This is a genomic window from Saccharopolyspora sp. (genome assembly GCF_017434145.1).
Classification (GTDB): Bacteria; Actinomycetota; Actinomycetes; order Mycobacteriales; family Pseudonocardiaceae; genus Saccharopolyspora_C; species Saccharopolyspora_C galaxeae.
Genome location: NZ_JAFRFW010000157.1, coordinates 1 through 22,749, shown reverse-complemented (window position 1 = coordinate 22,749; position 22,749 = coordinate 1). Strand labels below are relative to the sequence as shown.

General features: G+C 68.6%; 23 protein-coding genes and 1 pseudogene. 12 read left to right on the top strand and 12 right to left on the bottom strand.

The genetic code is table 11. The features are described 5' to 3' along the window. The 4 genes and pseudogenes from IJH84_RS04555 to hsaB form a co-directional block, all read left to right on the top strand. A pseudogene (locus IJH84_RS04555) lies at positions 1 to 181 on the top strand (flavin-dependent monooxygenase); the annotation flags it as partial. 258 nt (positions 182 to 439) lie between these two features. Beyond that, the gene (hsaD, locus tag IJH84_RS04550) at positions 440 to 1,288 is read left to right on the top strand and encodes a 4,5:9,10-diseco-3-hydroxy-5,9,17-trioxoandrosta-1(10),2-diene-4-oate hydrolase (RefSeq protein WP_200069398.1); all 849 of its coding nucleotides are present in this window, start codon (positions 440 to 442) and stop codon (positions 1,286 to 1,288) included. Positions 1,289 to 1,298: 10 nt separating this feature from the next. After that, the gene (gene hsaC, locus IJH84_RS04545) at positions 1,299 to 2,201 is read left to right on the top strand and encodes an iron-dependent extradiol dioxygenase HsaC (protein ID WP_295140572.1); all 903 of its coding nucleotides are present in this window, start codon (positions 1,299 to 1,301) and stop codon (positions 2,199 to 2,201) included. Next, on the top strand, positions 2,198 to 2,758 hold the full coding sequence (hsaB, locus tag IJH84_RS04540; protein ID WP_295140570.1) for a 3-hydroxy-9,10-secoandrosta-1,3,5(10)-triene-9,17-dione monooxygenase reductase subunit: 561 nt from the start codon (positions 2,198 to 2,200) through the stop codon (positions 2,756 to 2,758). The genes hsaC and hsaB overlap by 4 nt, the downstream gene beginning before the upstream one ends. Positions 2,759 to 2,881: 123 nt before the next feature. On the opposite strand, the gene IJH84_RS04535 is transcribed toward hsaB, so the two are convergent. Then, complete coding sequence (locus IJH84_RS04535; protein WP_295140568.1) at positions 2,882 to 3,619, bottom strand: class I SAM-dependent methyltransferase; 738 nt, start codon at positions 3,617 to 3,619, stop codon at positions 2,882 to 2,884. A 311-nt stretch (positions 3,620 to 3,930) separates the two neighbouring features. On the opposite strand from IJH84_RS04535, the gene IJH84_RS04530 reads away from it, so the two are divergent. Both IJH84_RS04530 and IJH84_RS04525 read left to right on the top strand, forming a co-directional pair. Further along, positions 3,931 to 4,395, top strand: coding sequence for a MerR family transcriptional regulator (locus tag IJH84_RS04530; protein ID WP_295140565.1), 465 nt, complete (start codon positions 3,931 to 3,933; stop codon positions 4,393 to 4,395). Continuing rightward, entirely contained in the window at positions 4,392 to 4,820 is a 429-nt protein-coding gene (locus IJH84_RS04525; protein WP_295140562.1) for a carboxymuconolactone decarboxylase family protein, read from the top strand. Before IJH84_RS04530 ends, IJH84_RS04525 begins: the two co-directional genes overlap by 4 nt. 83 nt (positions 4,821 to 4,903) lie before the next feature. Here the strand turns inward: IJH84_RS04525 and IJH84_RS04520 are convergent, their stop codons facing one another. From IJH84_RS04520 to IJH84_RS04500, 5 genes are all read right to left on the bottom strand, one after another. After that, positions 4,904 to 5,131: a DUF397 domain-containing protein gene (locus tag IJH84_RS04520; RefSeq protein WP_295140559.1), complete on the bottom strand. Its 228-nt coding sequence runs from the start codon at positions 5,129 to 5,131 to the stop codon at positions 4,904 to 4,906. Then, positions 5,128 to 5,301: a DUF397 domain-containing protein gene (locus IJH84_RS04515; RefSeq protein ID WP_295140556.1), complete on the bottom strand. Its 174-nt coding sequence runs from the start codon at positions 5,299 to 5,301 to the stop codon at positions 5,128 to 5,130. Before IJH84_RS04515 ends, IJH84_RS04520 begins: the two co-directional genes overlap by 4 nt. Next, on the bottom strand, positions 5,294 to 6,112 hold the full coding sequence (locus IJH84_RS04510) for a DUF5753 domain-containing protein (protein ID WP_295140553.1): 819 nt from the start codon (positions 6,110 to 6,112) through the stop codon (positions 5,294 to 5,296). Before IJH84_RS04510 ends, IJH84_RS04515 begins: the two co-directional genes overlap by 8 nt. Before the next feature lie 113 nt (positions 6,113 to 6,225). Further along, entirely contained in the window at positions 6,226 to 7,815 is a 1,590-nt protein-coding gene (locus IJH84_RS04505) for a FadD3 family acyl-CoA ligase (protein ID WP_295140550.1), read from the bottom strand. Between the two features lie 3 nt (positions 7,816 to 7,818). Further along, entirely contained in the window at positions 7,819 to 8,979 is a 1,161-nt protein-coding gene (locus IJH84_RS04500) for a steroid 3-ketoacyl-CoA thiolase (RefSeq protein ID WP_295140547.1), read from the bottom strand. Positions 8,980 to 9,212: 233 nt separating this feature from the next. Here IJH84_RS04500 and IJH84_RS04495 point away from each other — a divergent pair, with 233 nt between their 5' ends. Next, complete coding sequence (locus IJH84_RS04495; protein ID WP_295140544.1) at positions 9,213 to 10,439, top strand: cytochrome P450; 1,227 nt, start codon at positions 9,213 to 9,215, stop codon at positions 10,437 to 10,439. Between the two features lie 66 nt (positions 10,440 to 10,505). On the opposite strand, the gene IJH84_RS04490 is transcribed toward IJH84_RS04495, so the two are convergent. The 5 genes from IJH84_RS04490 to IJH84_RS04470 all read right to left on the bottom strand — a co-directional run bounded on the left by IJH84_RS04490 (position 10,506) and on the right by IJH84_RS04470 (position 15,580). After that, on the bottom strand, positions 10,506 to 10,946 hold the full coding sequence (locus IJH84_RS04490; protein ID WP_295140538.1) for a nuclear transport factor 2 family protein: 441 nt from the start codon (positions 10,944 to 10,946) through the stop codon (positions 10,506 to 10,508). A gap of 260 nt (positions 10,947 to 11,206) precedes the next feature. Further along, complete coding sequence (locus IJH84_RS04485; RefSeq protein ID WP_295140535.1) at positions 11,207 to 12,076, bottom strand: TIGR03619 family F420-dependent LLM class oxidoreductase; 870 nt, start codon at positions 12,074 to 12,076, stop codon at positions 11,207 to 11,209. Continuing rightward, positions 12,076 to 13,245: a thiolase domain-containing protein gene (locus IJH84_RS04480; protein ID WP_295140532.1), complete on the bottom strand. Its 1,170-nt coding sequence runs from the start codon at positions 13,243 to 13,245 to the stop codon at positions 12,076 to 12,078. The genes IJH84_RS04485 and IJH84_RS04480 overlap by 1 nt, the downstream gene beginning before the upstream one ends. Continuing rightward, positions 13,242 to 14,306: a thiolase domain-containing protein gene (locus tag IJH84_RS04475; protein ID WP_295140529.1), complete on the bottom strand. Its 1,065-nt coding sequence runs from the start codon at positions 14,304 to 14,306 to the stop codon at positions 13,242 to 13,244. Before IJH84_RS04475 ends, IJH84_RS04480 begins: the two co-directional genes overlap by 4 nt. Before the next feature lie 308 nt (positions 14,307 to 14,614). Further along, positions 14,615 to 15,580 (bottom strand): Zn-ribbon domain-containing OB-fold protein, encoded by a 966-nt coding sequence (locus IJH84_RS04470; protein WP_295140526.1) that lies wholly within the window; start codon positions 15,578 to 15,580, stop codon positions 14,615 to 14,617. 98 nt (positions 15,581 to 15,678) lie between these two features. Between IJH84_RS04470 and IJH84_RS04465 the strand changes: the two genes are divergently transcribed. The 3 genes from IJH84_RS04465 (at position 15,679) to IJH84_RS04455 (ending at position 19,450) form a co-directional block, all read left to right on the top strand. Further along, positions 15,679 to 16,734 (top strand): LLM class F420-dependent oxidoreductase, encoded by a 1,056-nt coding sequence (locus tag IJH84_RS04465; RefSeq protein ID WP_295140523.1) that lies wholly within the window; start codon positions 15,679 to 15,681, stop codon positions 16,732 to 16,734. Between the two features lie 52 nt (positions 16,735 to 16,786). Then, positions 16,787 to 18,337 (top strand): acyl-CoA synthetase, encoded by a 1,551-nt coding sequence (locus tag IJH84_RS04460; RefSeq protein ID WP_295140520.1) that lies wholly within the window; start codon positions 16,787 to 16,789, stop codon positions 18,335 to 18,337. Between the two features lie 180 nt (positions 18,338 to 18,517). Further along, the gene (locus tag IJH84_RS04455; RefSeq protein WP_295140518.1) at positions 18,518 to 19,450 is read left to right on the top strand and encodes a hypothetical protein; all 933 of its coding nucleotides are present in this window, start codon (positions 18,518 to 18,520) and stop codon (positions 19,448 to 19,450) included. Between the two features lie 243 nt (positions 19,451 to 19,693). Here IJH84_RS04455 and IJH84_RS04450 read toward each other — a convergent pair whose 3' ends face one another. Then, on the bottom strand, positions 19,694 to 20,509 hold the full coding sequence (locus IJH84_RS04450) for a crotonase/enoyl-CoA hydratase family protein (RefSeq protein WP_295140516.1): 816 nt from the start codon (positions 20,507 to 20,509) through the stop codon (positions 19,694 to 19,696). A 70-nt stretch (positions 20,510 to 20,579) separates the two neighbouring features. On the opposite strand from IJH84_RS04450, the gene IJH84_RS04445 reads away from it, so the two are divergent. Both IJH84_RS04445 and IJH84_RS04440 read left to right on the top strand, forming a co-directional pair. After that, on the top strand, positions 20,580 to 22,232 hold the full coding sequence (locus IJH84_RS04445; RefSeq protein ID WP_295140513.1) for an acyl-CoA synthetase: 1,653 nt from the start codon (positions 20,580 to 20,582) through the stop codon (positions 22,230 to 22,232). Continuing rightward, on the top strand, positions 22,232 to 22,749 hold a 518-nt coding region (locus IJH84_RS04440), incomplete at its 3' end, for a nitronate monooxygenase (RefSeq protein WP_295140510.1). The genes IJH84_RS04445 and IJH84_RS04440, both read left to right, overlap by 1 nt.

The following is a 22,749-nucleotide window of genomic DNA, read 5'->3' as shown; positions in this document are numbered from 1 at the left end:
GGCGATCGACCGGCTCTTCGAGAACTCCGGCGGCCGCGCGCTGGCCAACGGCACCCCGATCCAGCGGTTCTGGCGGGACGCGCACGCGGGCCGGGTGCACGCGGCCAACGATCCGGAACGCGCCTACACGATGTTCGGCACCGGCGAATTCGGCTTGCCGGTCAAGGATTCGATGGTGTGAGCCAAATGAGTATTGGAAAGTGGTTTGCGTAGCTGGTTGCGTGGCGGAACCTCAGGCGCCTGCTCGCTGCGGGATCTCCTCCTGAAGTAGCGCCCTACTAGGCGTCGGAGCTGTCCTCGCGAGCAGACGCCTGAGAACCCGCGGCGGTGCCGGTTGCTCAGGTGGTCGGCGCAAGCGGCTTCGCCGCTTCCTGAACAGAACTGAGTTCCGCCCGAACAGGTAGGAGGAACCGTGGCGACCGTCCACGACGAACCGGCCATCGATTACCGGTCCACCAGCCGCTCGGTCGAGCTGCCGTCCGGGCTGCGGCTGCACTACCACGAGGCCGGGACCGAGCACGCGACGACGGTGGTGATGCTGCACGGCGGCGGCCCGGGCGCCGCCGCCTGGAGCAACTTCAGCCGCAACTTCGCGGAGTTCGCGCAGCGGTTCCACGTGCTCGCGCCGGACCAGCCGGGCTTCGGCAGCTCCGGCAAACCCACCGAGCACGGCCAGTACTTCACCCACAGCGCATCGGCGCTGCACGAGCTGTTCGACGCGCTGGGCGTGGAAAAGGCTCACCTGCTGGGAAATTCGCTCGGCGGCGGGACGGCGGTCCGGTTCGCGCTGGACCACCCGGAACGGGCGGGCAGGCTGGTGCTGATGGGCCCGGGCGGGCTGAGCGTGAACCTGTTCGCGCCCGACCCGACCGAAGGGGTGCAGCGGCTCGCGGCGTTCGGCGGGGACCCGAGCAGGGAGAAGCTCGCCGAGTTCCTGCGAACGATGGTGTATGACCAGTCGCTGATCACCGACGATCTCATCGAGGAGCGCTACGCCAACGCGTCCGACCCGGAGGCGTTGGCGGCGATGCGCGCGATGGGCGCATCTTTCGCCCGCGCCGAGACCTATGAGCAGGGCTTGCTGTGGCGCGAGGCGTACCGCCTGCGCCAGCGGGTGCTGCTCGTGTGGGGCCGGGAGGACCGGGTGAACCCGCTGGACGGGGCGCTGCTGGCGCTGAAGATGATTCCGCGGGCGCAACTGCACGTGTTCGGCCGCTGCGGGCATTGGGCGCAGGTGGAGAAGTCCACCGAGTTCAACCGGATCACGCAGGACTTCTTGCTGGATTGAGGGGATCGTGATGGGCATCCGTTCGCTGGGCTACTTGCGGATCGAGGCCACCGATGTGGAGGCGTGGCGCGTGTTCGGCACCAAGGTCCTCGGCATGGTCGAGGGCAGCGGGCCGGACCCGGAGTCGGTGTACTTCCGGATGGACGACTTCCCGGCGCGGCTGGTGATCGTGCCGGGCGAGACCGACCGGCTCGCGCAGACCGGCTGGGAGGTCGCCAACGAGCCGGAAATGCGCGAGGTGGCGCGGAATCTGGAAGCCGCGGGCGTGCCCTACAAGGAAGGCGGCGCGGACGACCTGGCCGACCGCAGGGTGAACGGCCTGCTGCGCTTCGAGGACCCGTCCGGCAACACGCAGGAGGTCTTCCACGGCGCGGTGTTGCAGCACCGCCGCGTGGTGAGCCCCTACGGCCACCGTTTCGTCACCGAAGAGCAGGGCCTCGGGCACGTGGTGCTGTCCACCCACGACGACGAGGCTGCGCTGCGCTTCTACCGGGACGTGCTGGGTTTCCGGCTGCGTGACTCGATGCGCCTGGCCCCGGAGCTGGTCGGACGGCCCAAGGACGGCGATCCGGCGTGGCTGCGCTTCTTCGGCTGCAACCCGCGGCACCACAGCCTGGCGTTCCTGCCGATGCCGACGCCGAGCGGGATCGTGCACCTGATGATCGAGGTCGAGAACGTCGACGACGTGGGTTTGACGCTAGATCGCGCGCAGCGGCGGAAGGTTCCGATGTCGGCCACGCTCGGCAGGCACGTCAACGACCTGATGCTGTCGTTCTACATGAAGACTCCCGGCGGTTTCGACGTGGAGTTCGGCTGCGAGGGCAGGCAGGTCGACGACGAGGACTGGATCGCGCGGGAGAGCACCGCGGTGAGCCTGTGGGGCCACGACTTCAGCGTCGGGATGCAGGGGTGAGCGCGGTGTCCGCACCAGCCGCCGAGGTGGATCAGCACGATTTCCGGCGGGTGCTCGGGCGGTTCTGCACCGGCGTCACGGTGATCGCCGGGCTGGACGGCGCGCAGCCGGTCGGCTTCACCTGCCAGTCGTTCGCGGCGTTGTCGCTGGATCCGCCGCTGGTGCTGTTCTGCCCCGGCAAGAGCTCGCGCACCTGGCCGCTGCTGGCCGCTTCCGGCAGCTTCTGCGTCAATGTCCTTGCGCAGCCCCAACAAGCGGTGAGTTCGGTGTTCGGCCGCGGCGGCGCGGACAAGTTCGCCGAGGCGCCGTGGCGGCCTGCGCCGTCGGGTTCTCCGGTGCTGGAAGGCGTTCTCGCCTGGATCGACTGCACGGTCGAGACCGTGCACGAGGCCGGGGACCACTACGTCGTGATCGGCCGGGTGAACTCCTTGGGAGAGTCCGATGAGGACTCGCCGCTGCTGTTCTACCAGGGCTCCTACGCGAACGTGGAACGTCTGACGCGCACGGAGGACCTGGAGGACTTCCTCACGTGGCCGTGCCACGACGATTGGATGTGAGCCTTCCGCGCGCGGTTGCCTTGCGACCCACTCGAGGGCGAGCGCTCCGCGGAGCGGATCACCGGCCGTCCGGCCCCAACTTCCGGCCGCGGGCCGGTGAACGCGCCTCCGAGCTCCGTTGGGCTACTGCTGCTTGAGCGCGTCGACCCACAGCAGGGAGCCGTTGCGGTGCGTGTGCACGGTCGCCACTCCTGATGCGTGCAGCACCTCGGCGACCTGTTCCGGGCGCACCGCGTTGGGCCTGGGGAACCGACTCGTGAGGTGCTCGATCAGGCTCGCTCCCTGATCGAACAGGCCGCCCGTGGCCAGCACGAGGACGGTCAGGCGTGCGCCCGGTGCGAGCACGCGGGCGAGTTCGCTCAGCGCCGTCAGCGGTTCAGGAGTGTTGTGCACCGCGGCGATGCTGGTCACCGCGTCGAAACTGCCGTCGTGGAACGGAAGCCGGCAAGCATCGGCACGCAGGAAACCGACCTGCGGCGCGTCTTCTGCTTGCACGGCGCGTTCCAGCATCGCAGCGGAGATGTCCACGCCGAGGGCGAGTCCGTCCGGCCCCACCACGCGGCCGAGCTTGCCGGTGATGTTCCCGGGCCCGCAGCCGACGTCGAGCACCCGCGTGCCTTCGGGCAGCCGGGTCGCCGAGGCGGGAAGCGTGGTCGCGACCGTGCGGACGAGCGACTGGCCGTAGTCGTAGAGCGCGGAAACGGCCTGCGAGGACCAGATCGCCGCCTTTTCCTCTTGCGGACTGCCCTGGTCTTCGCCGAGCAGATCGAGGTAGCCGTCGGGTGCCTCTGGGGAGTCCGGTGCCTCCGCGAGCAGCGGCAGGGCGCGGTTCAAGGCGTCCGGAAGCGCTGTCGAACTCATCCCGCCAGCCTGCCTGATCGAGTTCGCCGCCGGAACCGTCCCCGGGCGTCGCTGCCCGTCGGAATTCGCGCTCAGCGCGCCGGGCCTGGATCTGCGCAACATCGTCGGCGGAATGGGCGACTGGAGCAGCCGGCACCTCGACCACATCGAGGCGTCCTGCCACCACTTCGACATCGGACGGTGGCGAGCACGATTTCCCGTTGGCCATGACTTCGGTAGCCGTACCGCTACCAGCTCGCTGTAGTGACCGGGGACATTGATCGAGCGCGTTCTTGCGTTTGAGCGCACTCATACCCCTACCTTCGGTTGGTGTGGAACAAGACGAGGCACTGCGACAGGCCTTACGCCTGGCAGTGGATCCGCCCGGCGGGGTCTCGATCGAGGCTCTGCGTGAGCTCGCGCGCGATGACGACGCAACCGAGTGGGACATCGCCACAACGGCCAAGCACCTTGGGGTGAACCCCCACACGCTGCGGTACTACGAACGCATCGGTCTGGTCCACGTCGCCCGGGATGCAGCCGGTCACCGCCGCTACGACGCGCCCGCGGTGCGCCGGCTGGTGTTCCTGACCCGGATGCGCACCTCGGGCATGCCGATCAGCGACCTGCGCCACTACATCGACCTCGCCGACGCCGACCAAGACACCGTGTCCGAACGCATGGACATGTTGCTGGAGCACCGCGACACCTTGCGGTCCCAGATCGCCCAACTACAGCTCGCCCTTGCCACCACCGAGTACAAGATCGCTACCTACCAGGAAGTGCACCAGCTATGACGAGCACCGCCCCGCAGCACGACATCAACAGTCCCGACAATCTCGCCCGCCGCCGTCACGGGCAATCGGTCCTGTCCAAGATCGACGGACATCAGGGCGAGGCTGTCATCGACTCGCTCGCCGACATCAACCCCGACCTCGGACACCACGTCGCCGCGTTCGCTTTCGGGGACATCTACGACCGACCCGGCCTCGACGCCCGCAGCCGCCAGCTGGTGACCCTCGGGGTCCTGACCGCTCTAGGGGGATGCGAACCGCAGCTCAAGGTCCACATCGGCGCCGCCCTCAACGTCGGCATCAGCCGCGAGAAAATCACCGAAGCGCTCCTGCACGCCGCCGTGTTCTGCGGATTCCCCCGAGCCCTGAACGCGACCTTCGTGGCCCGCGAGGTCTTCGCCGAGCGGGATGATCCGCTCGGCAGCTGATCCTCTCCGTCCCACAGCTACGGGCAACTGGCGCAGGTGGCTGGGTGCCACCCGCACGCTGCCGGGGGAGCCGTTCGGCGCGGCTACTTCGGGTCGTAGCGGCCGCTCTTCACGGAATCGATGAATTCGGGGATGTTCACGTGCAGCTTGGGGCGGTCGGGGTCTTTGGAGTCGCGGACCCGGCCGCGCGGATCGGACAATTCGACGCAATTGCTATTGGGGCCGGTATAGCTGGACTTTTGCCAGGAAATCTCGACGCAATTGCCGTTGGGGTTGGAGTGGCTACTTTTCTGCCAGTGCACATCGCTCATTGATCGAACCGTCCGCTCTTTATGGCGTTGAGGAACTCCGGGATGTGCACGTGCAGCTTGGGGCCGCCGGGGTCTTTGGAGTCGCGGATCTGGCCACGCGGATCGGACAACTCCACGCAGTTGCCGTTGGGGTTGGTGTAGCTAGACTTCTGCCAGCGCATCTCACTCATCTGCCGTCTCCCACTTCTTCCGGGCTTTCGTGAAGTAGTCTACCGAGTCGGACGAGCTCAAGGCGAAATCACGCATCTTGACCAGTGCTTTGCGGTATTCGCCAACATCGTGTTGGTCCGGGACGAATGCTCCGGAACTATAGTGCTCGAAGTGCACGACAGCGGGTACGTTCGCGAAGTCGTAGACGACGAATGGGCCTGCCCATCCTGGGTGCCACCCCACTTGCAGAGGGATAACCCGGATCGTGATGTTCGGTTGTCGGGCCATTTCGGTTAGGTGCGTGATTTGAGCGCTCATGATGCGCGCGGAACCGATCGGCTCGTGCACGACGGCTTCGCTGATCAGCGCCTCGAACGACGCGGGCTCTCGTCTGAGCAGCACCTCATCACGACCCGCGCGGGCCATGGTCCGTGCGTCCAGCTCATGGCCGGGCAGGTCGACTTGTTCCAAGATCGCGCGGGTGTAGTCGGCCGTCTGCAACAAGCCCGGCACGCCCATCGGCGACCACTCGGTGATCGCCGAAGCCGCGCGTTCACACTCGATCGCGCCCGCCAGCTGTTGCGGGATTCCGGCCGTGCCCACGGTGAGCCAGCTCGGTCGGATCAGCGAGCAGAACCGAGCTGCACTCCCGCGGACGCCCCGGAAAATCCGGCACGCGTGCGCTACCGCTCGGGCGTCGTCGGCGAAACCAAACGCGTGGTGCACATCGCGATGCCGTTGCCGAACGGCGACTTCCACGCACTCTGCGACCTGCGTCTGCCGAGCGCCGAAACCCGAACTGATCTCAGACCTGCTCGGAATCCCCTGCATGACGTGCACCCGCGAACTCGCGCTGCGCTCACTCATCCCCGAGTGAACGGCCTGTTCGTCCCGCTAGATTGGTCGAACGGTCCGTTCGCTCGGAAAGCGCGGGGGTGCGTGGCTCAGCGCAGCTCGTGCTTGAGGACCTTGCCGCTGGGGTTGCGGGGGAGGCTCGCGCGGAACTCGACGTGGCGGGGCACCTTGTAGTTCGCCAGGCGTTCGCGGCAGAACTCCAGGACCTCGCGTTCGGTCAGCTCGTGGCCGGGCCGGGGCACCACGTAGACCTTGCCGACCTCGCCGAGGCGCGCGTCGCCGGTGCCGACCACGGCGTTCTCCGCGACCCCGTCGAGCCTGGCCACTGCTTGCTCCACCTCGGCCGGATAGACGTTGAAGCCGCCGCAGATATACATGTCCTTGAGCCGGTCGGTGATGGTGAGCCGCCCGTGCTCGTCGACCCGGCCGAGGTCGCCGGTGTGCAGCCAGCCGTCCGCGTCGATGGCGCTGCGGGTCTGCTCGGGCTCGTCGCGGTAGCCGAGCATCGTGTTCGGCCCGCGCAACAGCACCTCGCCCACCGACCCGGCAGGCAGCGAGGCGCCCGAAGGATCGGCGATGCGCAGCTCGAAGTCCGAGGTCGGGCGTCCGCACGTGCTCGCCACGGTCTGGTCGTCGTCATCGGGCCGGCACATCGTGGCGACCACGGCTTCGGTGAGCCCGTAGGCGGTCAGCACCGTGTCGAAGCTCAGCTCCCGCTGCATCCGCTCGACCAGCACCACCGGCACGGACGCGGCACCGGTGACCGCGAGGCGGAGGCTGGAAAGGTCGTGCGCACTCCGCGCCGGTTCGTCCAAAATGGACTGGTAGATCGTGGGAGGCCCCGGCAGCACGGTGATCCGCTCCCGATGCACCAGGCCGAGCACCGCGTGCGTGTCGAAGACCGGCACCGGCACGATCGTCGCCCCGCGCAGCAGGCACACCAGGATCCCCGCCTTGTAGCCGAAACTGTGGAAGAACGGGTTCACCACCAGGTAGCGATCCGTCCGGTCCAGTTCGCCGCAGGTGGCCCAGGCGTCGGCGACCGCGAGCGCCTGCCGGTGCGTGCTGAGCACTCCTTTGCTGCGGCCGGTCGTGCCTGATGTGTAGAGCACGTCGCTCACATCGCCCGCGTCCACCGATTCCGCGGCCTCGTCCACCCGCTCGATCGGCACCGAACTCGCGCGGTCGGCGAAATCCGCCCAGTCGTGGCAATCCGCCACCGACGGCTCGGCCGATTCCACCGGTAACCGCAGGACGGTGCGCAGCGACGGCAGACCTCGCAGACCGTCCTCTTCGGACTCCCGCAGTTCGGCGAGCCGGTCGCGGCCGAGGAAGATCCCCGCCACGACCAGCACTCGCGCACCGCTGCGCGCCAGCACGTCCCGCGTCTCCACGGCGGTGAACCGGGTGTTGATCGGCGTGACGACCGCGCCGATGTGCAGCGCGGCCAATGCCGCGATGACCCAGTGATGCGTGTTGGGCGAGTTGAGCGCCACCCGGTCACCCGGCGAGACGCCCTCGGCGAGGAAGAACCGCGCCAGCCCGCGAACCTGCTCGTGCAGCTCGCGGTAGGTCAGCCGCACTTCGCGGCCGCCCGAGTGGTCGACCAGCGCCTCCTCGTCGCGGAACCGCTCGGCCGCGCGCGCGAGCGCGGCGGGGATCGTGCCGGGGGCCGCCACGCCTCAGATCCGCTCGATGATGGTGCCGGTGGACAGCGCCCCACCCGCGCACATCGTGACCAGCGCGGTCGTGGCGTCGCGGCGCTCCAGCTCGTGCAGTGCGGTGGTGATCAGCCGGGCACCCGTGCTGCCCACCGGGTGGCCGAGGGCGATCGCACCGCCGTTGACGTTGACCCGGTCCATGTCGGGCTGGTGCACCGAGGCCCAGGACAGCACCACCGAAGCGAACGCCTCGTTCACCTCGAACACGTCGATGTCGCCGATCTTCATCCCGCTGCGTTCCAGCACCCGGTTGGTCGCCTGCACCGGGCCGTCGAGGTGGTAGTACGGCTCCGCCCCGACGAGGCACTGCGCGACGATCCGCGCCCGCGGCCGCAGCCCGAAAGCCTTGGCGCGATCGGAATCAGCGAGCAGCACCGCGGCCGCGCCGTCCGAGATCTGCGAGGCCGTGCCCGCGGTGTGCAGGCCGTCGTCGAGGACCGGCTTGAGCGCGGCGAGCTTTTCTTCGCTGGTGTCGCGCAACCCCTGATCCCGAGTCACCAGCCGGGTTTCACCGGTGGGCGCCCCGTCGGCGTCCAGCACCGGCGCGCGGGTCGGCAGCACTTCGCGCTCGAACCTGCCTTCGTCCCACGCGACGCGGGCGCGTTGCTGCGAACGCAGGCCGAAGCGGTCGATGTCGGCCCTGCTCAGCCCGCGGCGCGCGGCGATCCGGTCGGCCGCGGTGTACTGGTTCGGCATGTCGATGTCCCAGGACTCCGGCCTGGGACGCCCGGATTCGCCGATGTTCGCGCCCAGCGGCACCCGGCTCATCGCCTCCACGCCGCAGGCGAGGCCGAAGTCGATGGCGTCCGCGCTGATCAGCCCAGCGATCAGATGCGTGGACTGCTGCGCCGAACCGCACTGCGAGTCGATCGTGGTGCAGCCGGTCTGCTCGGGCAGGCCGGAGTGCAGCCACGCGGTGCGGGTGATGTTGCCCGCCTGCTCGCTCGCCTGCGTGACGCAGCCGCCGATCACCTGCTCGACGTTCTCGGCGCCGAGCCCGGCGCGTTCCAGCAGGCCGCGCTGCGCGCCGCCGAGGATCTCCGCGGGATGCAAGCCGGACAGCTCGCCCCGCCGCTTGCCGATCGGCGTGCGCGCCGCGTCCACGATCACCGGATAGCCCACCGTCGTCTCCCCTCGGTGTGAACGGACTCGACCAGGAATGTAGAACGTGTTCTCCCGGTCGGCAAGGCTCCGCGCGGGTGCTTGTGCGCCCGCGAACGATCTTCCGTTGTCAGGAGCAAGATGCCGGTGCTCGGCGCTGGTTACACGGGTTTACTTTTCGAGAGCACTGTGGTTCCGTTCACATAGAACAAGTTCTCACTGAGATCCCGTGGATCCGACCGCAGGAGGTTGCCGTGGTCGCGCCCCGCATCCCCGCCGGCTTCGACTTCACCGACCCAGACCTCTACGCCCACCGAGTGCCGATGGAGGAGTTCGCCGAACTCCGCCGGACCGCCCCGGTGTGGTGGAACCCGCTGCCGCACGGGAAGGCCGGGTACGACGACGACGGCTACTGGGTGGTCAGCAAGCACGCGGACGTCCGGGAGGTGTCCCGCCGCAGCGACGTGTTCTCCTCCTGGAAGAACACCGCGATCACCCGCTTCAACGACGAGATGAGCCGCGATCAGATCGAGATGCAGCGGCTGATCCTGCTGAACATGGACCCGCCGGAGCACACCAAGCTGCGCGGCATCGTCTCCCGCGGCTTCACCCCGAGGGCGATCAACAACCTGCGGGACGCGCTCAACGAGCGGGCCGAGAAGATCGTCAGCACCGCGCTGGCCGGCGAGACCGGGGACTTCGTCACCGACGTCGCGTGCGAGCTGCCGCTGCAGGCGATCGCGGAACTGCTGGGCATCCCGCAGGAGCACCGCAAGGACATCTTCGACTGGTCCAACCAGATGGTGTCCTACGACGACCCGGAGTACGAGATCGAGCCGGTCACCGCGGCGACCGAACTGCTCGGTTACAGCATGAACATGGCCGAGCAGCGCCGCGGTTGTCCGATGGACGACATCGTCACGAAACTGGTGCAGGCCGACGTCGACGGGCACGCGCTCACCGACGACGAGTTCGGGTTCTTCGTGCTGCTGCTGGCCGTTGCGGGCAACGAGACCACGCGCAACGCGATCACCCACGGCATGCGCGCCTTGCTGGAGAACCCGCAGCAGTGGGAGCACTACAAGGCCGAACGGCCATCGACCGCCGCCGACGAGATCGTGCGGTGGGCGACTCCGGTGATGTCCTTCCAGCGCACCGCGCTCGCGGACACCGAGCTGCGCGGGGTGCCGATCAAGGAGGGCCAGCGGGTCGCGATGTTCTACAGCTCGGCGAACTTCGACCCGGAGGTCTTCGACTCGCCGGAGAAGTTCGACATCACCCGGGACCCGAATCCGCACGTCGGGTTCGGTGGCACTGGCGCGCATTACTGCCTCGGGGCCAATCTGGCGAAGCTGGAGATCGACCTGATGTTCCAGGCGATCGCGGAGCAGATGCCGGACATCACCAAGGCCGGTGAGCCGCGGCGGCTGCGTTCGGGCTGGCTCAACGGGATCAAGGAGTTCCAGGTCAAGTACCGCTGAGGCGAAGCGAAAGCGCGGCACCGGGAGTTCCGGTGCCGCGCTTTTCGTTGGATCGGCTTCGCCGGGTCAGCCCTGCCGCAGCGTGGCCATCGCCCGCTCGAACTCCCAGAAGGCCCGCATGGAGCGGAGGTTGCCGTCGCCGTCCACCTGGTAGATGAACACGCCCTCGGCGTCCATGATCGAGCCGTCCGGCAGGTGGGTGCGGATGAAGCCGACGTTGGCGACCTCGTCGCCCGCCGCGAAGGACTCGTGGATGTGGAATTCCAGGCGTGCGGCCGTGGAAATCGTGTTGTCCCAGAACCCTTCGATCCCGGGCCTGCCGTGGTGGCCGTTGCCTTCCGGGTCCAGCGGGGACTTGCCGACCGGATCCTGGATCACCGCGTCCGGCGCGAACAGCTCGAGCCATTCGGCTTTCGCGCCGCGCACCACGGCATCCATCGAGGCGAGCGCGGCTTGCCTGGCGGGGTGCGCGTTCTTGGTGGCGGTCCAGACGACATCGGGGTGCATGGTTCCTCCTCGTACGCGGATTGATCCAAGTGAACGGACCGCTCGTCCGACTAGATTGGTCAAACGGTCCGTTCACTCCGGAAACTGACGCGCTGCGCCGACATGCCTGCGCCTAGCCCGATCCGGTGAATCGATCCGAGTGAACGGACCGCTCGTCCCACTAGATTGGTCGAACGGTCCGTTCACTCCGGGGGAAGATGCGCTGATCGGGTGGCGTCCGGGAGTGTCGGCCGCGCGCCGGACTCCCATGGGAGCGGCGGTCAGAGCTGGGCGATGATCTTTTCGCCGAAGCGGGCTATGGAGTCCTTCTTGGCGTGGAGATCCGCGTCGAAGGGGTGGCCGTCCAACAGCCACGGGACCGTGATGGCGTCGGTGACGCCGATGTCGGCCTGCTCCCGGTAGCCGTCCAAGCCGAAGCGGTCTACGCACACCGCCTGGATCTCGAAAGGTTCCGCCGCGCGCCCGAATTCGGTGCGCAGCTCGGTGAGCCGGTCGATCGTCTCGCGCAGCTGATCCAGGCTCATCATCGCCGAAGCCCACCCGTCGCCGCGCAGCGCGGCGCGGCGCAAGGCCCGCTTGCTGTGCCCGCCGATGTAGATCGGCACCCGCTCGGCCGGTGCCGGCGACATCTGAAGCCGGTCGAAGTCGAAGAACTCCCCGTGGTGCTCCACCATTCCGCCGCCGAGGATCAGCCGCAGCACGTCGATCGCCTCGTCCACCCGCGGCCCGCGGTGCTCGAACGGCGCACCGCACCACTCGAACTCCTCCGGGGTCCAGCCGATGCCGATCCCGAGCCCGAAGCGGTCGCCGGTCAGCCGGGCGGCCGAGGCGACCTGCCGGGACAGCAGCACCGGATTGCGCGGACCGAGCTTGAGCACCGAGGTGTAGAACCGGATCCGCTCGGTCACCGCACCCATCGCGCCCGCGGCCACGAGCGGATCGACCCACGGGGTCTCCGCGTTCCACATCCGCTTGCCGTCCGCGGTGTACGGGTAGTCGGCAACGACATCTTCGGAGTAGAACAGGGAATCCGGCAGCGCGATGGCCGAGAATCCGGCCTGCTCGGCGGTTCGGGCGAGTTCGGTGAGTTCTTCCAGCGGGCACATGGCCACCGACAACGTGAACTTCATCAGCGCTCACCCGGCCGATCCGAACCGACGACCCACATCGAGAAGTACTGCGAACCGCCGCCGTAGGCGTGCCCGACCGCAGTGCGCGCGCCGTCGACCTGGTTGTCCCCGGCGCGCTTCATCACTTGCTTGGCGGCTTCGGCGAAGCGCAGCATGCCGGAGGCGCCGATCGGGTTCGAGGAGAGCACGCCGCCGGAAGGATTCACCGGCAGCCGGCCGTCGATCGCGGTCGCACCGGACTCGGTCAGCCGCCAGCCGTCGCCTTCCGCGGCGAACCCCAGGTTCTCCAGCCACATCGGCTCGAACCAGGAGAACGGCACGTAGATCTCCGCGACGTCCACTTCGGACAGCGGGTCGGTGATTCCCGCGTCCTGCCACAGTGCGGTGGCGGCGTCCTTGCCCGCCTGCGGACTCACCTGGTCGCGGCCGGAGAAGGTGATCGGCTCGGTGCGCATCGAGGTCGCGTGCACCCACGCGACCGGTGCCGCCGCGTCGCGGGCGGCGGTCTCGTCGCCGAGCACGATCGCGCAGGCGCCGTCCGAGGACGGACAGGTCTCGTCGTAGCGGATCGGGTCCCACAGCATCTGCGAGCCCATCACCGACTCGACCGTCAGATCCGATTTGCGCACGTGCGCGTAGGGATTCTTGCTGCCGTTGAGCCGATCCTTCACCGCGACCATCGCCCCGACGTGCTCCGGCGCGCCGGAACGGCGGATGTAGGAGCGCACGTGCGGCGCGAAGTAGCCGCCCGCGCACGCGCCGACCGGCATGTTGAACGGCGGTGAGATCGACAGCGCCCACATCGCGTTCGACTCGGACTGCTTCTCGAACGAGACCGCCAGCACCCGGCGGTGCACGCCGCCCTGCACCAGGCTCGCCGCGACGTTCGCGGTGGAGCCGCCGACGGAACCGGCGGTGTGCACCCGCATCAGCGGTTTTCCGTTGGCGCCCAACGCATCGGCGAGCATCAGCTCGGGCATCATGACGCCCTCGAACAGGTCCGGGGCCTTGCCGACCACGACCACGTCGATGTCCTGCCAGTCCACGCCCGCGTCCGCCATGGCGCGGTCCACCGCTTCGCGGCAGAGCCCGGCCATCGAGACGTCGGTGCGGCGGCTGGCGTGCTTGGTCTGCCCGGTGCCGAGCACGGCGGTGTGCTGCTTGCTCATCGATTCCCGCCTTCCATCACGCACACGAGGTTCTGCTGCAGCGCGGGGCCGCTGGTGGCGTGTCCGAGCACTTTCCGCGCCGCGCCGTCCCAAACCCGGCTCGCGGCTTCGCCGATCCGGGAGAGTCCGGCCGAGAACATCGGGTTGCCGCACAACGCGCCACCGGAGGGGTTCACGCGCACGTCGTCGCCGAGCCCGATCGCCTCCCGCAGCAGGAGTTCCTGGTGGGTGAACGGTGCGTGCAGCTCGGCGACTTCGACCTCCGCCGTACCGGCCGCGCGCGCCGCGCCTGCGGTCGACTCCGAGGTGGTGAGGTCGCGAATGCCCAGGTGGGCGGATTCGATGCGGTGTTCCAGGCCGGTGATCCACGCGGGCCGATCGCAGAGGTCGCGGGCGCGGCGCGCGCCGGCCAGCACGATCGCGGAGGCTCCGTCGGTGATCGGGGCGCAGTCGTGCTTGCGCAGTGGATCCGCCAGGTACGGCTCGCGGAGCAGCTCGGCGGTTTCGACCTCGCCCGACAACTGCGCGTTGGGGTTCTTCCTGGCATCGGCCCGGGATCGGGCCGCCACTTCGGCCATTTGCCGTTCGGTGAACCGCCCGGATTCCAGTCCGAGCCGGGCCTGCAATCCCGCGACACCGACCGAATCCGGCCACAGCGGCGCGACGAAGTACGGGTCCAGCTGCATCGCGAGCGTGCGCCGCAGGTCACCCGCCGAGGCCTTGCCGAAGCCGTACACCAGCGCGGTGTCCACCTCGCCGGTGCGGATCTTCACCCACGCCTCGTAGAGCGCCCACGCGGCGTCCATCTCCACGTGCGACTCGTTGATCGGCGGGAAGGCGCCGATCGCGTCGATGGCCGCGAGGAACGAGAACGCGCGACCGGCCATGTAGTCCGACGAGCCGGAGCACCAGAACCCGACGTCCTTGTTGGACAGTCCGGTGTCCGCGAGAACCTGCTCGAACACCGGCACCAGCATCTCGACGCCGTTGGTGGTGCCGTCGGTGGCGCGGACGTTCGGCGCCTGGGCGAATCCGACGACGGCGACATCGTTGTCGGCCATGCGCGCTCCTTCCCGATGTCGGTTGAGTTTTCCCGCGCAGCGGTGGGGTTTCACGCCCCGTCGGGAACGCGGTGGGGTGCTCTTAGGGGGCGTTTGAGTGTGGTGTCCGGATCTTTGTCTTGTCAGCGGCGGAGCCGCTGAGCAGTGACCATGCAAGCAACCGGCACCGCGGCGGGTTCTCAGCGGCTTCCTCGCGAGGACAGCGATTTCGCCGCGTATGGGCATACGTCTGAAATCGATCCCGGAGTGAGGGAGCCGCTGAGGTTCCGCTACCGGCACCGCTACGCAAATCATTCCGAAAGGACTCCTCAGAGGTGGTGGGAGTAGGACTCGAAGGGCGCGTCCGGCTGTCCGGACGGCTCGAAGTGGTCGATGTTCTGCAACGTCGTGTCCCACTCCTCGCGCGGTTTCCACGCCGCGCGCACCCGCATCCCCATCCGCACGTCCTCGGCCGCGCAGCCCAGAACCAAGTGCAGGAACGGGATGTCCGCGCCGTCCAGCAGCACGTAAGCGGCGACGTAGGGCGGGTCGATGCGCTGGCCGAGGAACGGCACGTTGACGATGCAGAAAGTGGTCACGATCCCGGTGTCCGGGAGTTCGACCTCTTCTTCGGTGGGCACCGCGTCGATCGGGCAGGAGCCGCGCGGCGGGATGTAGACCTTCTCGCAGACGGGGCAGCGCTGGCCGAGCAGCCTGCCTTCCGCGAGCCCGCGCAGGTAGCGGCTCTCCTCCGGTGAGGCGGAGTGCTGGTAGTGCAGGTGGATCGGGGTGGTCAGCATGGTGACCGGTTCATCGGATTCCGGCGCCTCGGGCGGCTGCGGCGCGTTGCCGGTGGCGGGCTCGAAGCAGGTGATGTCCCGGATGCTCCCGCAGGGCTCGTCCGTCCAACGTGGACGCACGCGCATCCCGGTGCGCATCCCGTCGGCGGAACCGGCGTCGACCGCGTGCAGCAGCGGGGTGTCCGCGCCGTCCAGGCGCACCAGCGCCCAGGCGAAGGCGTGCTGCAACGGCTGGCCCTCCAGCGGGTCCGGTGCCCAGGACCAGCTCAGCACCGTGCCCTCCGGGCCGACGTCGACGAGTTCGTCGAGGGGTTGGAAGGTGCTCGGGTCGTACTCGATCGCGGGCACGTGCACCCGGCCGTCCGATCCGCGCACTCCGGTGATCCGACGCTGCCGCAGAGCGGTGGCGAAGCGGCCGAGCACGGATCCCAGTGAACGGGTGTAGTCGAAACCGACTTCCAGCGGTGCGCTGAGCGGTTCGGAGATCTCAGTCACGTCGATTAGTGAAACATGTTCTCGTCAATCGGGCAACGCTGGCGCAGGATGGGAGGACCGCGGCCGGACCGGCCGCCCGCCACGTCAGGAGGTCCATCGTGCGTCTCGGTCTGCAGCTCGGATATTGGGGTGCCGCACCGCCGGACAACGCCGCGGAACTCGTCGCGGAAGCCGAACGCGCCGGCTTCGACGGCGTTTTCGCCGCGGAGTCCTGGGGTTCCGACGCGTTCACGCCGCTGTCCTGGTGGGGCTCGGGAACCGACCGGGTCCGGCTGGGCACTTCGGTGGCCCAGTTGTCCGCGCGCTCGCCGACGTCCTGCGCCATGCACGCGCTGACGCTGGACCACCTTTCCGGAGGCCGTTGCGTGCTCGGGCTCGGCGTCTCGGGCCCGCAGGTGGTGGAGGGCTGGTACGGCGAGCCGTTCGGGAAACCGTTGGCGCGCACCAGGGAATACGTTTCGATCATCCGCCAGGTGCTGGCGCGGGAAGCGCCGGTGCGCAACGACGGTCCGCACTATCCGCTGCCGTTCGACGGTCCCGGCTCGCTCGGGCTCGGCAAGCCGCTGCGCCCGATCACCCATCCGCTGCGCGCCGACCTGCCGATCTGGCTCGGTGCCGAAGGTCCGCGGAACGTCGCGCAGACCGCGGAGATCGCGGACGGCTGGATCGCGGTGTACTTCTCGCCGCGCATCGCCGAGGTCTACCAGCAGTGGCTCGCCGACGGTTTCGCGCGTCCCGGCGCGCGCAACGACCGTTCCGGGTTCGAGGTGGCCGCCACCTGCCCGGTCGTCGTAACCGACGATCCCGTTGCGGAGAAGGCGAAGGTGAAGCCCTACCTGGCGCTCTACATCGGCGGGATGGGCTCGGAGCAGGTGAACTTCCACGCCGACCTGTTCCGGCGGATGGGCTACGGCGAGGTGGTCGAGGACATCACCGGGCTTTTCCGCGCCGGTCAGCGCGCTGAGGCCGCAGCTGCGGTGCCGGACGAGCTGGTCGACGACGTCTCCATCATCGGCGACCGCGAGCAGGTGCGCGCCGGCGTCCGGCGCTGGGAGGAGTCCGGTGTGGACACGCTGCTGGTCGGTTGCCGGGACGCGGTGCAGCTGCGCGCGGTCGCCGATGCGGTGCTCGGCCCGGACTTGCCGCAATCGTGAAACACGTTCTAGCTTTGTGGGCATTGTCGGCGTCCGGGAACAGGAGTGCACCGTGACCGCTATCGGACTGTGGAACATCGCCGCGGAACAGCCCAGCCGGACCGCGCTGGTCACTCCGGACGGGCGGGAGGCCGGCTACGGCGAACTCGCCGCCGAAGCCGACCGGATCGGGCGCGGGTTGCAGCGCATGGGCCTCTCGCCCGGCGACAGCATCGTGCTGCTGCTGCCGAACGGATTCGACCTGGTCGCGGCGTACTTCGCGGCGATGCAGACCGGGCTGTACGTGGTCACGGTGAACTGGCACCTGGTCGGCGCGGAGATCGCCTACATCGTCGGGGACAGCGGCGCGAAGGCGTTCCTCGCGCACGAGCGGTTCGCCGAGGCGGCGGGCGAGGCCGCGGCGGAGGCCGGTCTTGCGGAAGAACGCTGCTTCGCCGTTGGCGAGGTGGCGGGTTTCCGGCCGCTGTCCGAACTCGGCGAGAAGGAACCCGTGGCGCGGCCGGACGTTCGCACCGCCGGTTCGCCGATGCTCTACACGTCCGGGACCACGGGGCGGCCGAAGGGCGTGCGCCGCGCGCTCAGCGGCGCCGACCCGGACGAGGTTCCGGCGCAGTCGCAGGGATTCTTCGGGATCTTCGGCCTGCAGGCGTTCGACGATCACGTGCACCTGTGCGGCTCGCCGCTGTACCACACGGCGGTGCTGAACTTCGTGAGCATTTCGATCCAGCTCGGGCACACGGCGGTGCTGATGGACCGCTGGGATCCGGAGCGGATGCTGCAACTCATCGAGCAGCACCGGGTGACGCACACCCACATGGTTCCCACGCAGTTCCACCGCTTGCTGGCGCTGCCGGAGGAAACGCGGCAGCACTACGACGTCTCGTCGATGCGGGCCGCGATCCACGGTGCCGCGCCCTGCCCGATCGAGGTGAAGCGGCAGATGCTCGATTGGTGGGGTCCGGTGGTGATCGAGTACTACGCCGCGACCGAAGGCGGCGGAACGGTGATTCCGGCCGAGGAGTGGCTGCGCAAACCGGGTTCGGTCGGGTTGCCGTGGCCCGGTTCGGTGGTGCAGATCCTCGACGACGAGGGCGGGGAGCTGCCCGTGGGCGAGGTCGGCACGGTCTACATGCGGATGGGCGCGTCCACCTTCGAGTACCACCAGGATCCGGAGAAGACGCGGAAAGCCCGCGTCCGCGACATGTTCACGCTCGGGGACATGGGGTATCTGGACGACGACGGGTACCTGTACCTGTGCGACCGGAAGAGCGACATGATCATTTCCGGTGGCGTGAACATCTACCCGGCCGAGATCGAGAACGTGTTGTCGGTGCATCCGAAGGTCGCGGACATCGCCGTTTTCGGCGTGCCGCACCAGGACTGGGGCGAAGAGGTCAAAGCCGTGGTCCAGCCCGCCGAGGATGCCGCCGCCGGCGACGAACTCGCCGCCGAACTCCTGGATTTCGCCCGCGGCAAGCTCGCCAAGTTCAAGCTCCCCCGCAGTGTCGAGTTCACCGCCGAACTCCCCCGCGACCCCAACGGCAAGCTCTACAAGCGCAAGCTGAAGGAGCCGTACTGGGCCGACTCCACCGCCAAGCATTAGAGCGAACGGACTGTTCGTCCGAATAGATTGGTCAAACGGTCCGTTCGCTCACCGACATCGGCGAGAGTTGTCCACAGGGAGCGGATTTGTCCACAGATCCGCGAAACCACACTTGCTCGCGGAGCGGCATCGGAGCAACTTGGAAGGATGCCGATTCGAGCGCGTGCAGATTGGGACGCAGTGGTCACTGCGGCGGATCGTGATGTCATCACGGTCCGCGAGCTTGATCAGCTCGGCGTACCGCGCCAGACGGTCTTCTACCGGGCATCGGACGCCGGATCGTGGACCAGACTGCTGCCCGGCGTAATGCTGCTTCGCTCGGGCGAAGCGACAACCGAACAACGTTATGCAGCGGCGCTGCGCTATGCAGGTGACGGTTCGATGATCACCGGTTTGGCTGGATGCGCGTTGCACGGGATTCGACGGCGGCCCGAGACCGACGCTGTCCACGTGTTGATACCGGTGGCTCGCAAGCGCGCCAGCAAGGGATTCGTGGAGGTCGAGCGAACCGAGCGCTTGCCGACAGCCGTAATCCGGAGCGGCTTCAGGGTGGCGCCGCTGGTCCGCGCACTGCTCGACGCGGCACGTCAGCTGACCTCGCTGGACGAGGTGCGCGCATTGCTCGCGGAGGCCGTGCAACGGGGCATGGTGACCCCGGCCGCGTTAGCCGCGGAGCTCGCTGCCGGCTCACAACGTGGTTCGTCCCGGTGCAGAGTGGCGGTGGGCGAGATGTCGGTCAACGTCCATTCCGCTGCTGAGGGATGGGCTTACCGGTTGGTGCGGGGCTCCGACCTGCCCGCGATGTGGTGGAACGCGCGACTGCTGGCTGCGGACGGAACCCTGCTCGGAGTCCCGGATGGATGGATTGACGAGGTCGGCCTCGCTTGGCAGATCGACTCTCGCGCCTACCACCTATCGCCCGCTGATTACGAGAACACCGTCCGGCGGCACACGATGATGACCGCTGCGGGGATCGTGGTCGTGCACAGCTTGCCTGCGCGCATACGTACCGAACCCGATGCCGTGCTCGACGAACTCAGGCGCTCGTACCAGGCGGCACGGCAACGCCCGCGCCCAGCTGTCACAGCGATTCCGGGCGTCACCCGCAGCTAAACGCGGAAATCTTGCTTGCTCGCGCGGGACGATACCGAGCGAACGGACCGTTCGACCAATCTAGTGGGACGAACAGGCCGTTCACTCGGCTCAATCTGCCCGGTTGGGGTGGCGCGTCGGGGTGTCAGCACGGGGTGCCTATGCGCGGTGGTCCGTGAGCGAACGGACCGTTCGTCCGAATAGATTGGGCGAACAGGCCGTTCACTCCGGAAGTTCGGGGTGCTCGGCTCCGGAAGGTGAAAGTCATTCGCCGCGGAATTCGGGTTTGCGCTTTTCGGCGAAGGCGCGCGGGCCCTCCTTGGCGTCGGCGCTGCGGAAGACGTCGAGGCCGAGGCGGGTGTCCACCGCGAACGCCTCGTTCTCCGGCATGCCTTCGGTTTCCCGCATCGTGCGCAGGATCGCCCGCACCGCCAGCGGCCCGTTGGCGGCCACCGCCTCGGCCAGTTCGAGCGCGGTGTTCAACGCCTCGCCGTCCGGCACGACCCGGCCGATCAGGCCGATCTCGCGTGCTTCTTCTGCGCTGAGGTGCCTGCCGGTGAGCAGGATTTCCGCCGCCAGCGTGTACGGGATCTGGCGCGGCAGCCGCACGGCCGAACCGCCCAACGGGAACAGTCCCCACCGGCATTCGGAAACCCCGAAGCGCGCACTGCTGCCCGCGACGCGGATGTCGGTGGCCTGCAGGATCTCCGTGCCACCGGCGACCGCCGGGCCTTCCACGGCGGCGATGAGCGGCTTGCTGAGCCTGCGGCCCTTCAGCAGCGGCTCGATCACCGAGAGGTCGCCGTTGTCGTTGTCCCCGGGATGCGCGCTGCTCATCGCCTTGAGGTCCGCACCGGCGCAGAACGCCCCGCCCGCGCCGGTGAGCACGCAGGCCCGGATCTCGTCGTTGGCGTCGACCTCGTCCCACGCCTCGCGCATGATCGACATCATCTCGGCGGAGAGCGCGTTTCGCGCTTCGGGCCGGTTCAGCGTCACGACCAGCACCGGGCCGTGCCGCTGCACCAGGCAGTGCGCTTGCTCGGAGACTTCTCGGTTTCCTTGCGCCGGCGTGGCGGTCATGGGCGTCCTCCGGAGGATGTCGTGCGGCGGCCCGTTGCCACGCACGATAACATGTTCTAGTTTCGATCGGGTGGCACACAACATCGCAGATCTCTTCGAGCACGCCGTCGACCTGACACCGAACCGCGTCGCCGTGATCTGCGGCGAACGCCGGGTCACCTTCCTCGAACTGGAGCAGCGGGCGAACCGGCTCGCGCACCACCTCGCCGAACGCGGCCTCGGCCGGGGTTCGCACATCGGGGTTTACGCGCGCAACGGCATCGAGGCGCTGGAAGCCATGCTCGCCGCCTACAAGTTGCGGGCCGTCGCGGTCAACGTGAACTACCGCTACGTGCCCAACGAACTGCGCTACATCTTCGATGACGCGGACCTGTCCGCGCTGGTGCACGAGCGCCGCTACGCCGACCGGGTCGCCGAGTCGCTGCCCGACGGCTTGCGGCACGTGCTGGTCATCGAGGACGGCAGCGACCTCGATTTCGCCCGCTACGGCGGGGTTTCCTACGAGTCGGCGCTGCAGGGCGCCGCACCGGAGCGGGACTTCGAGCCGCGCTCGGACGGCGACCTGTTCCTGCTCTACACCGGTGGCACGACGGGGAATCCGAAGGGCGTGATGTGGCGCCACGAGGACGTCTGGCGCACCCTCGGCGGCGGGATCGACTTCATGACCGGCGAGCCGGTCGCCGACGAGTGGCAGCAGGCGCGCGAGGGCGCCGACAGCGGTGGCCTCGTCCGGTTACCGGCCGCACCGTTCATCCACGGCGCGGCGCAGTGGGCCACGTTCGGGAACCTGTTCGCGTGCAGCACGGTCGTGCTGCTGCCCGAGTTCGACGCGGACGAGATCTGGCGGGCCGTCGAGCAGCACTCGGTGAACGTCCTGGCCATCACCGGTGACGCGATGGCCCGGCCGTTGATCGAGGCGTATCACTCGGGCGGCTACGACGCGTCGTCGGTGGTCGCGATTTCCAGCAGTGCGGCGCTTTTCTCGCCGTCGGTGCAGGAGCAGTACCTGGAGGCGCTGCCGAACGTGGTGCTCACCGACTCGATCGGCAGCTCGGAGACCGGGTTCAGCGGGATCGGCGTGCTGTCCAAGGGCGGTGCGCAGACCGGCGGCCCGCGGGTCAACGCGGACTCGTCGACCGCGATCATCGGCTCGGACGGCAACGTGCTGCCCGCCGACTCCAGCGAGGTCGGCCTGCTCGCCCGCGCCGGGCACGTGCCGCTGGGCTACTACAACGACCCGGAGAAGACGGCGAAGGTGTTCGTCGAGATCGACGGCACCCGCTACGTCGTGCCCGGTGACTACGCCCGCTACGAGGCCGACGGCACGGTGACGATGCTGGGCCGCGGCTCGATGTCCATCAACACCGGCGGCGAGAAGGTCTACCCCGAGGAAGTCGAGGGCGTGCTGAAAGCGCACCCTGACGTGTTCGACGCGCTGGTGTTCGGCGCGCCCGACGAGCGGCTCGGCCAGTGCGTCGCCGCCGTCGTGCAGCCCCGGCCGGGCGCGGACCTGGCCTGGCCGGAGCTCGAAGCGCACAACCGCGAGCGGATCGCGGGCTACAAGGTGCCGCGCAAGTTGTGGCTGGTCGACCAGGTGCAGCGCTCACCCAGCGGCAAACCGGACTACCGCTGGGCGCAGCAGCACGCCGAGCAGCACGAACCCAGCAGCACCAAGCAGCCGGGCACCGCAGCGGTGGCCGACGCAGTCGAAAGGAAGCCGTGATGCGCACCGCCCTCTGCGACCGACTCGGCATCGAGCAGCCGATCGTCGGGTTCACCCCGTCCGAGCACGTCGCCGCGGCGATCAGCCGCGCCGGCGGGCTCGGCGTGCTCGGCTGCGTGCGGTTCAACGACGCCGACGAGCTGGATTCGGTGCTGGACTGGATGGACGAGAACACCGGCGGCCGCCCCTACGGGGTGGACGTCGTGATGCCGTCCACCGTGCCGACCGAAGTGTCCGATGTGGACATCGAGTCGCTGATTCCGGATCAACACCGGGAATTCGTGCAGCAGACGATGACCCGGCTCGGGTTGCCCGAACTCCCGGAGGGCGAGCGGAGCGGGGACGCGGTGCTGGGCTGGCTGCACTCGGTGGCGCGCTCGCACGTCGACGTGGCGCTGAAGCACCCGGTGAAGCTGATCGCGAACGCACTCGGATCGCCGCCGCCGGACGTCATCGGGCGCGCGCACGAGGACGGCGTGCTGGTCGCGGCCCTCGCGGGCAAGGCCGAGCACGCTCG

Bases quoted from the DNA above. Each gene is read 5' to 3' on its own strand.
- hsaC (WP_295140572.1), top strand. From the start codon at position 1,299: ATGGGCATCCGTTCGCTGGGCTACTTGCGGATCGAGGCCACCGATGTG.
- IJH84_RS04535 (WP_295140568.1), bottom strand. From the start codon at position 3,619: ATGAGTTCGACAGCGCTTCCGGACGCCTTGAACCGCGCCCTGCCGCTG.
- IJH84_RS04525 (WP_295140562.1), top strand. From the start codon at position 4,392: ATGACGAGCACCGCCCCGCAGCACGACATCAACAGTCCCGACAATCTC.
- IJH84_RS04520 (WP_295140559.1), bottom strand. From the start codon at position 5,131: ATGAGCGATGTGCACTGGCAGAAAAGTAGCCACTCCAACCCCAACGGC.
- IJH84_RS04515 (WP_295140556.1), bottom strand. From the start codon at position 5,301: ATGAGTGAGATGCGCTGGCAGAAGTCTAGCTACACCAACCCCAACGGC.
- IJH84_RS04510 (WP_295140553.1), bottom strand. From the start codon at position 6,112: ATGCAGGGGATTCCGAGCAGGTCTGAGATCAGTTCGGGTTTCGGCGCT.
- IJH84_RS04490 (WP_295140538.1), bottom strand. From the start codon at position 10,946: ATGCACCCCGATGTCGTCTGGACCGCCACCAAGAACGCGCACCCCGCC.
- IJH84_RS04485 (WP_295140535.1), bottom strand. From the start codon at position 12,076: ATGAAGTTCACGTTGTCGGTGGCCATGTGCCCGCTGGAAGAACTCACC.
- IJH84_RS04480 (WP_295140532.1), bottom strand. From the start codon at position 13,245: ATGAGCAAGCAGCACACCGCCGTGCTCGGCACCGGGCAGACCAAGCAC.
- IJH84_RS04475 (WP_295140529.1), bottom strand. From the start codon at position 14,306: ATGGCCGACAACGATGTCGCCGTCGTCGGATTCGCCCAGGCGCCGAAC.
- IJH84_RS04450 (WP_295140516.1), bottom strand. From the start codon at position 20,509: ATGACCGCCACGCCGGCGCAAGGAAACCGAGAAGTCTCCGAGCAAGCG.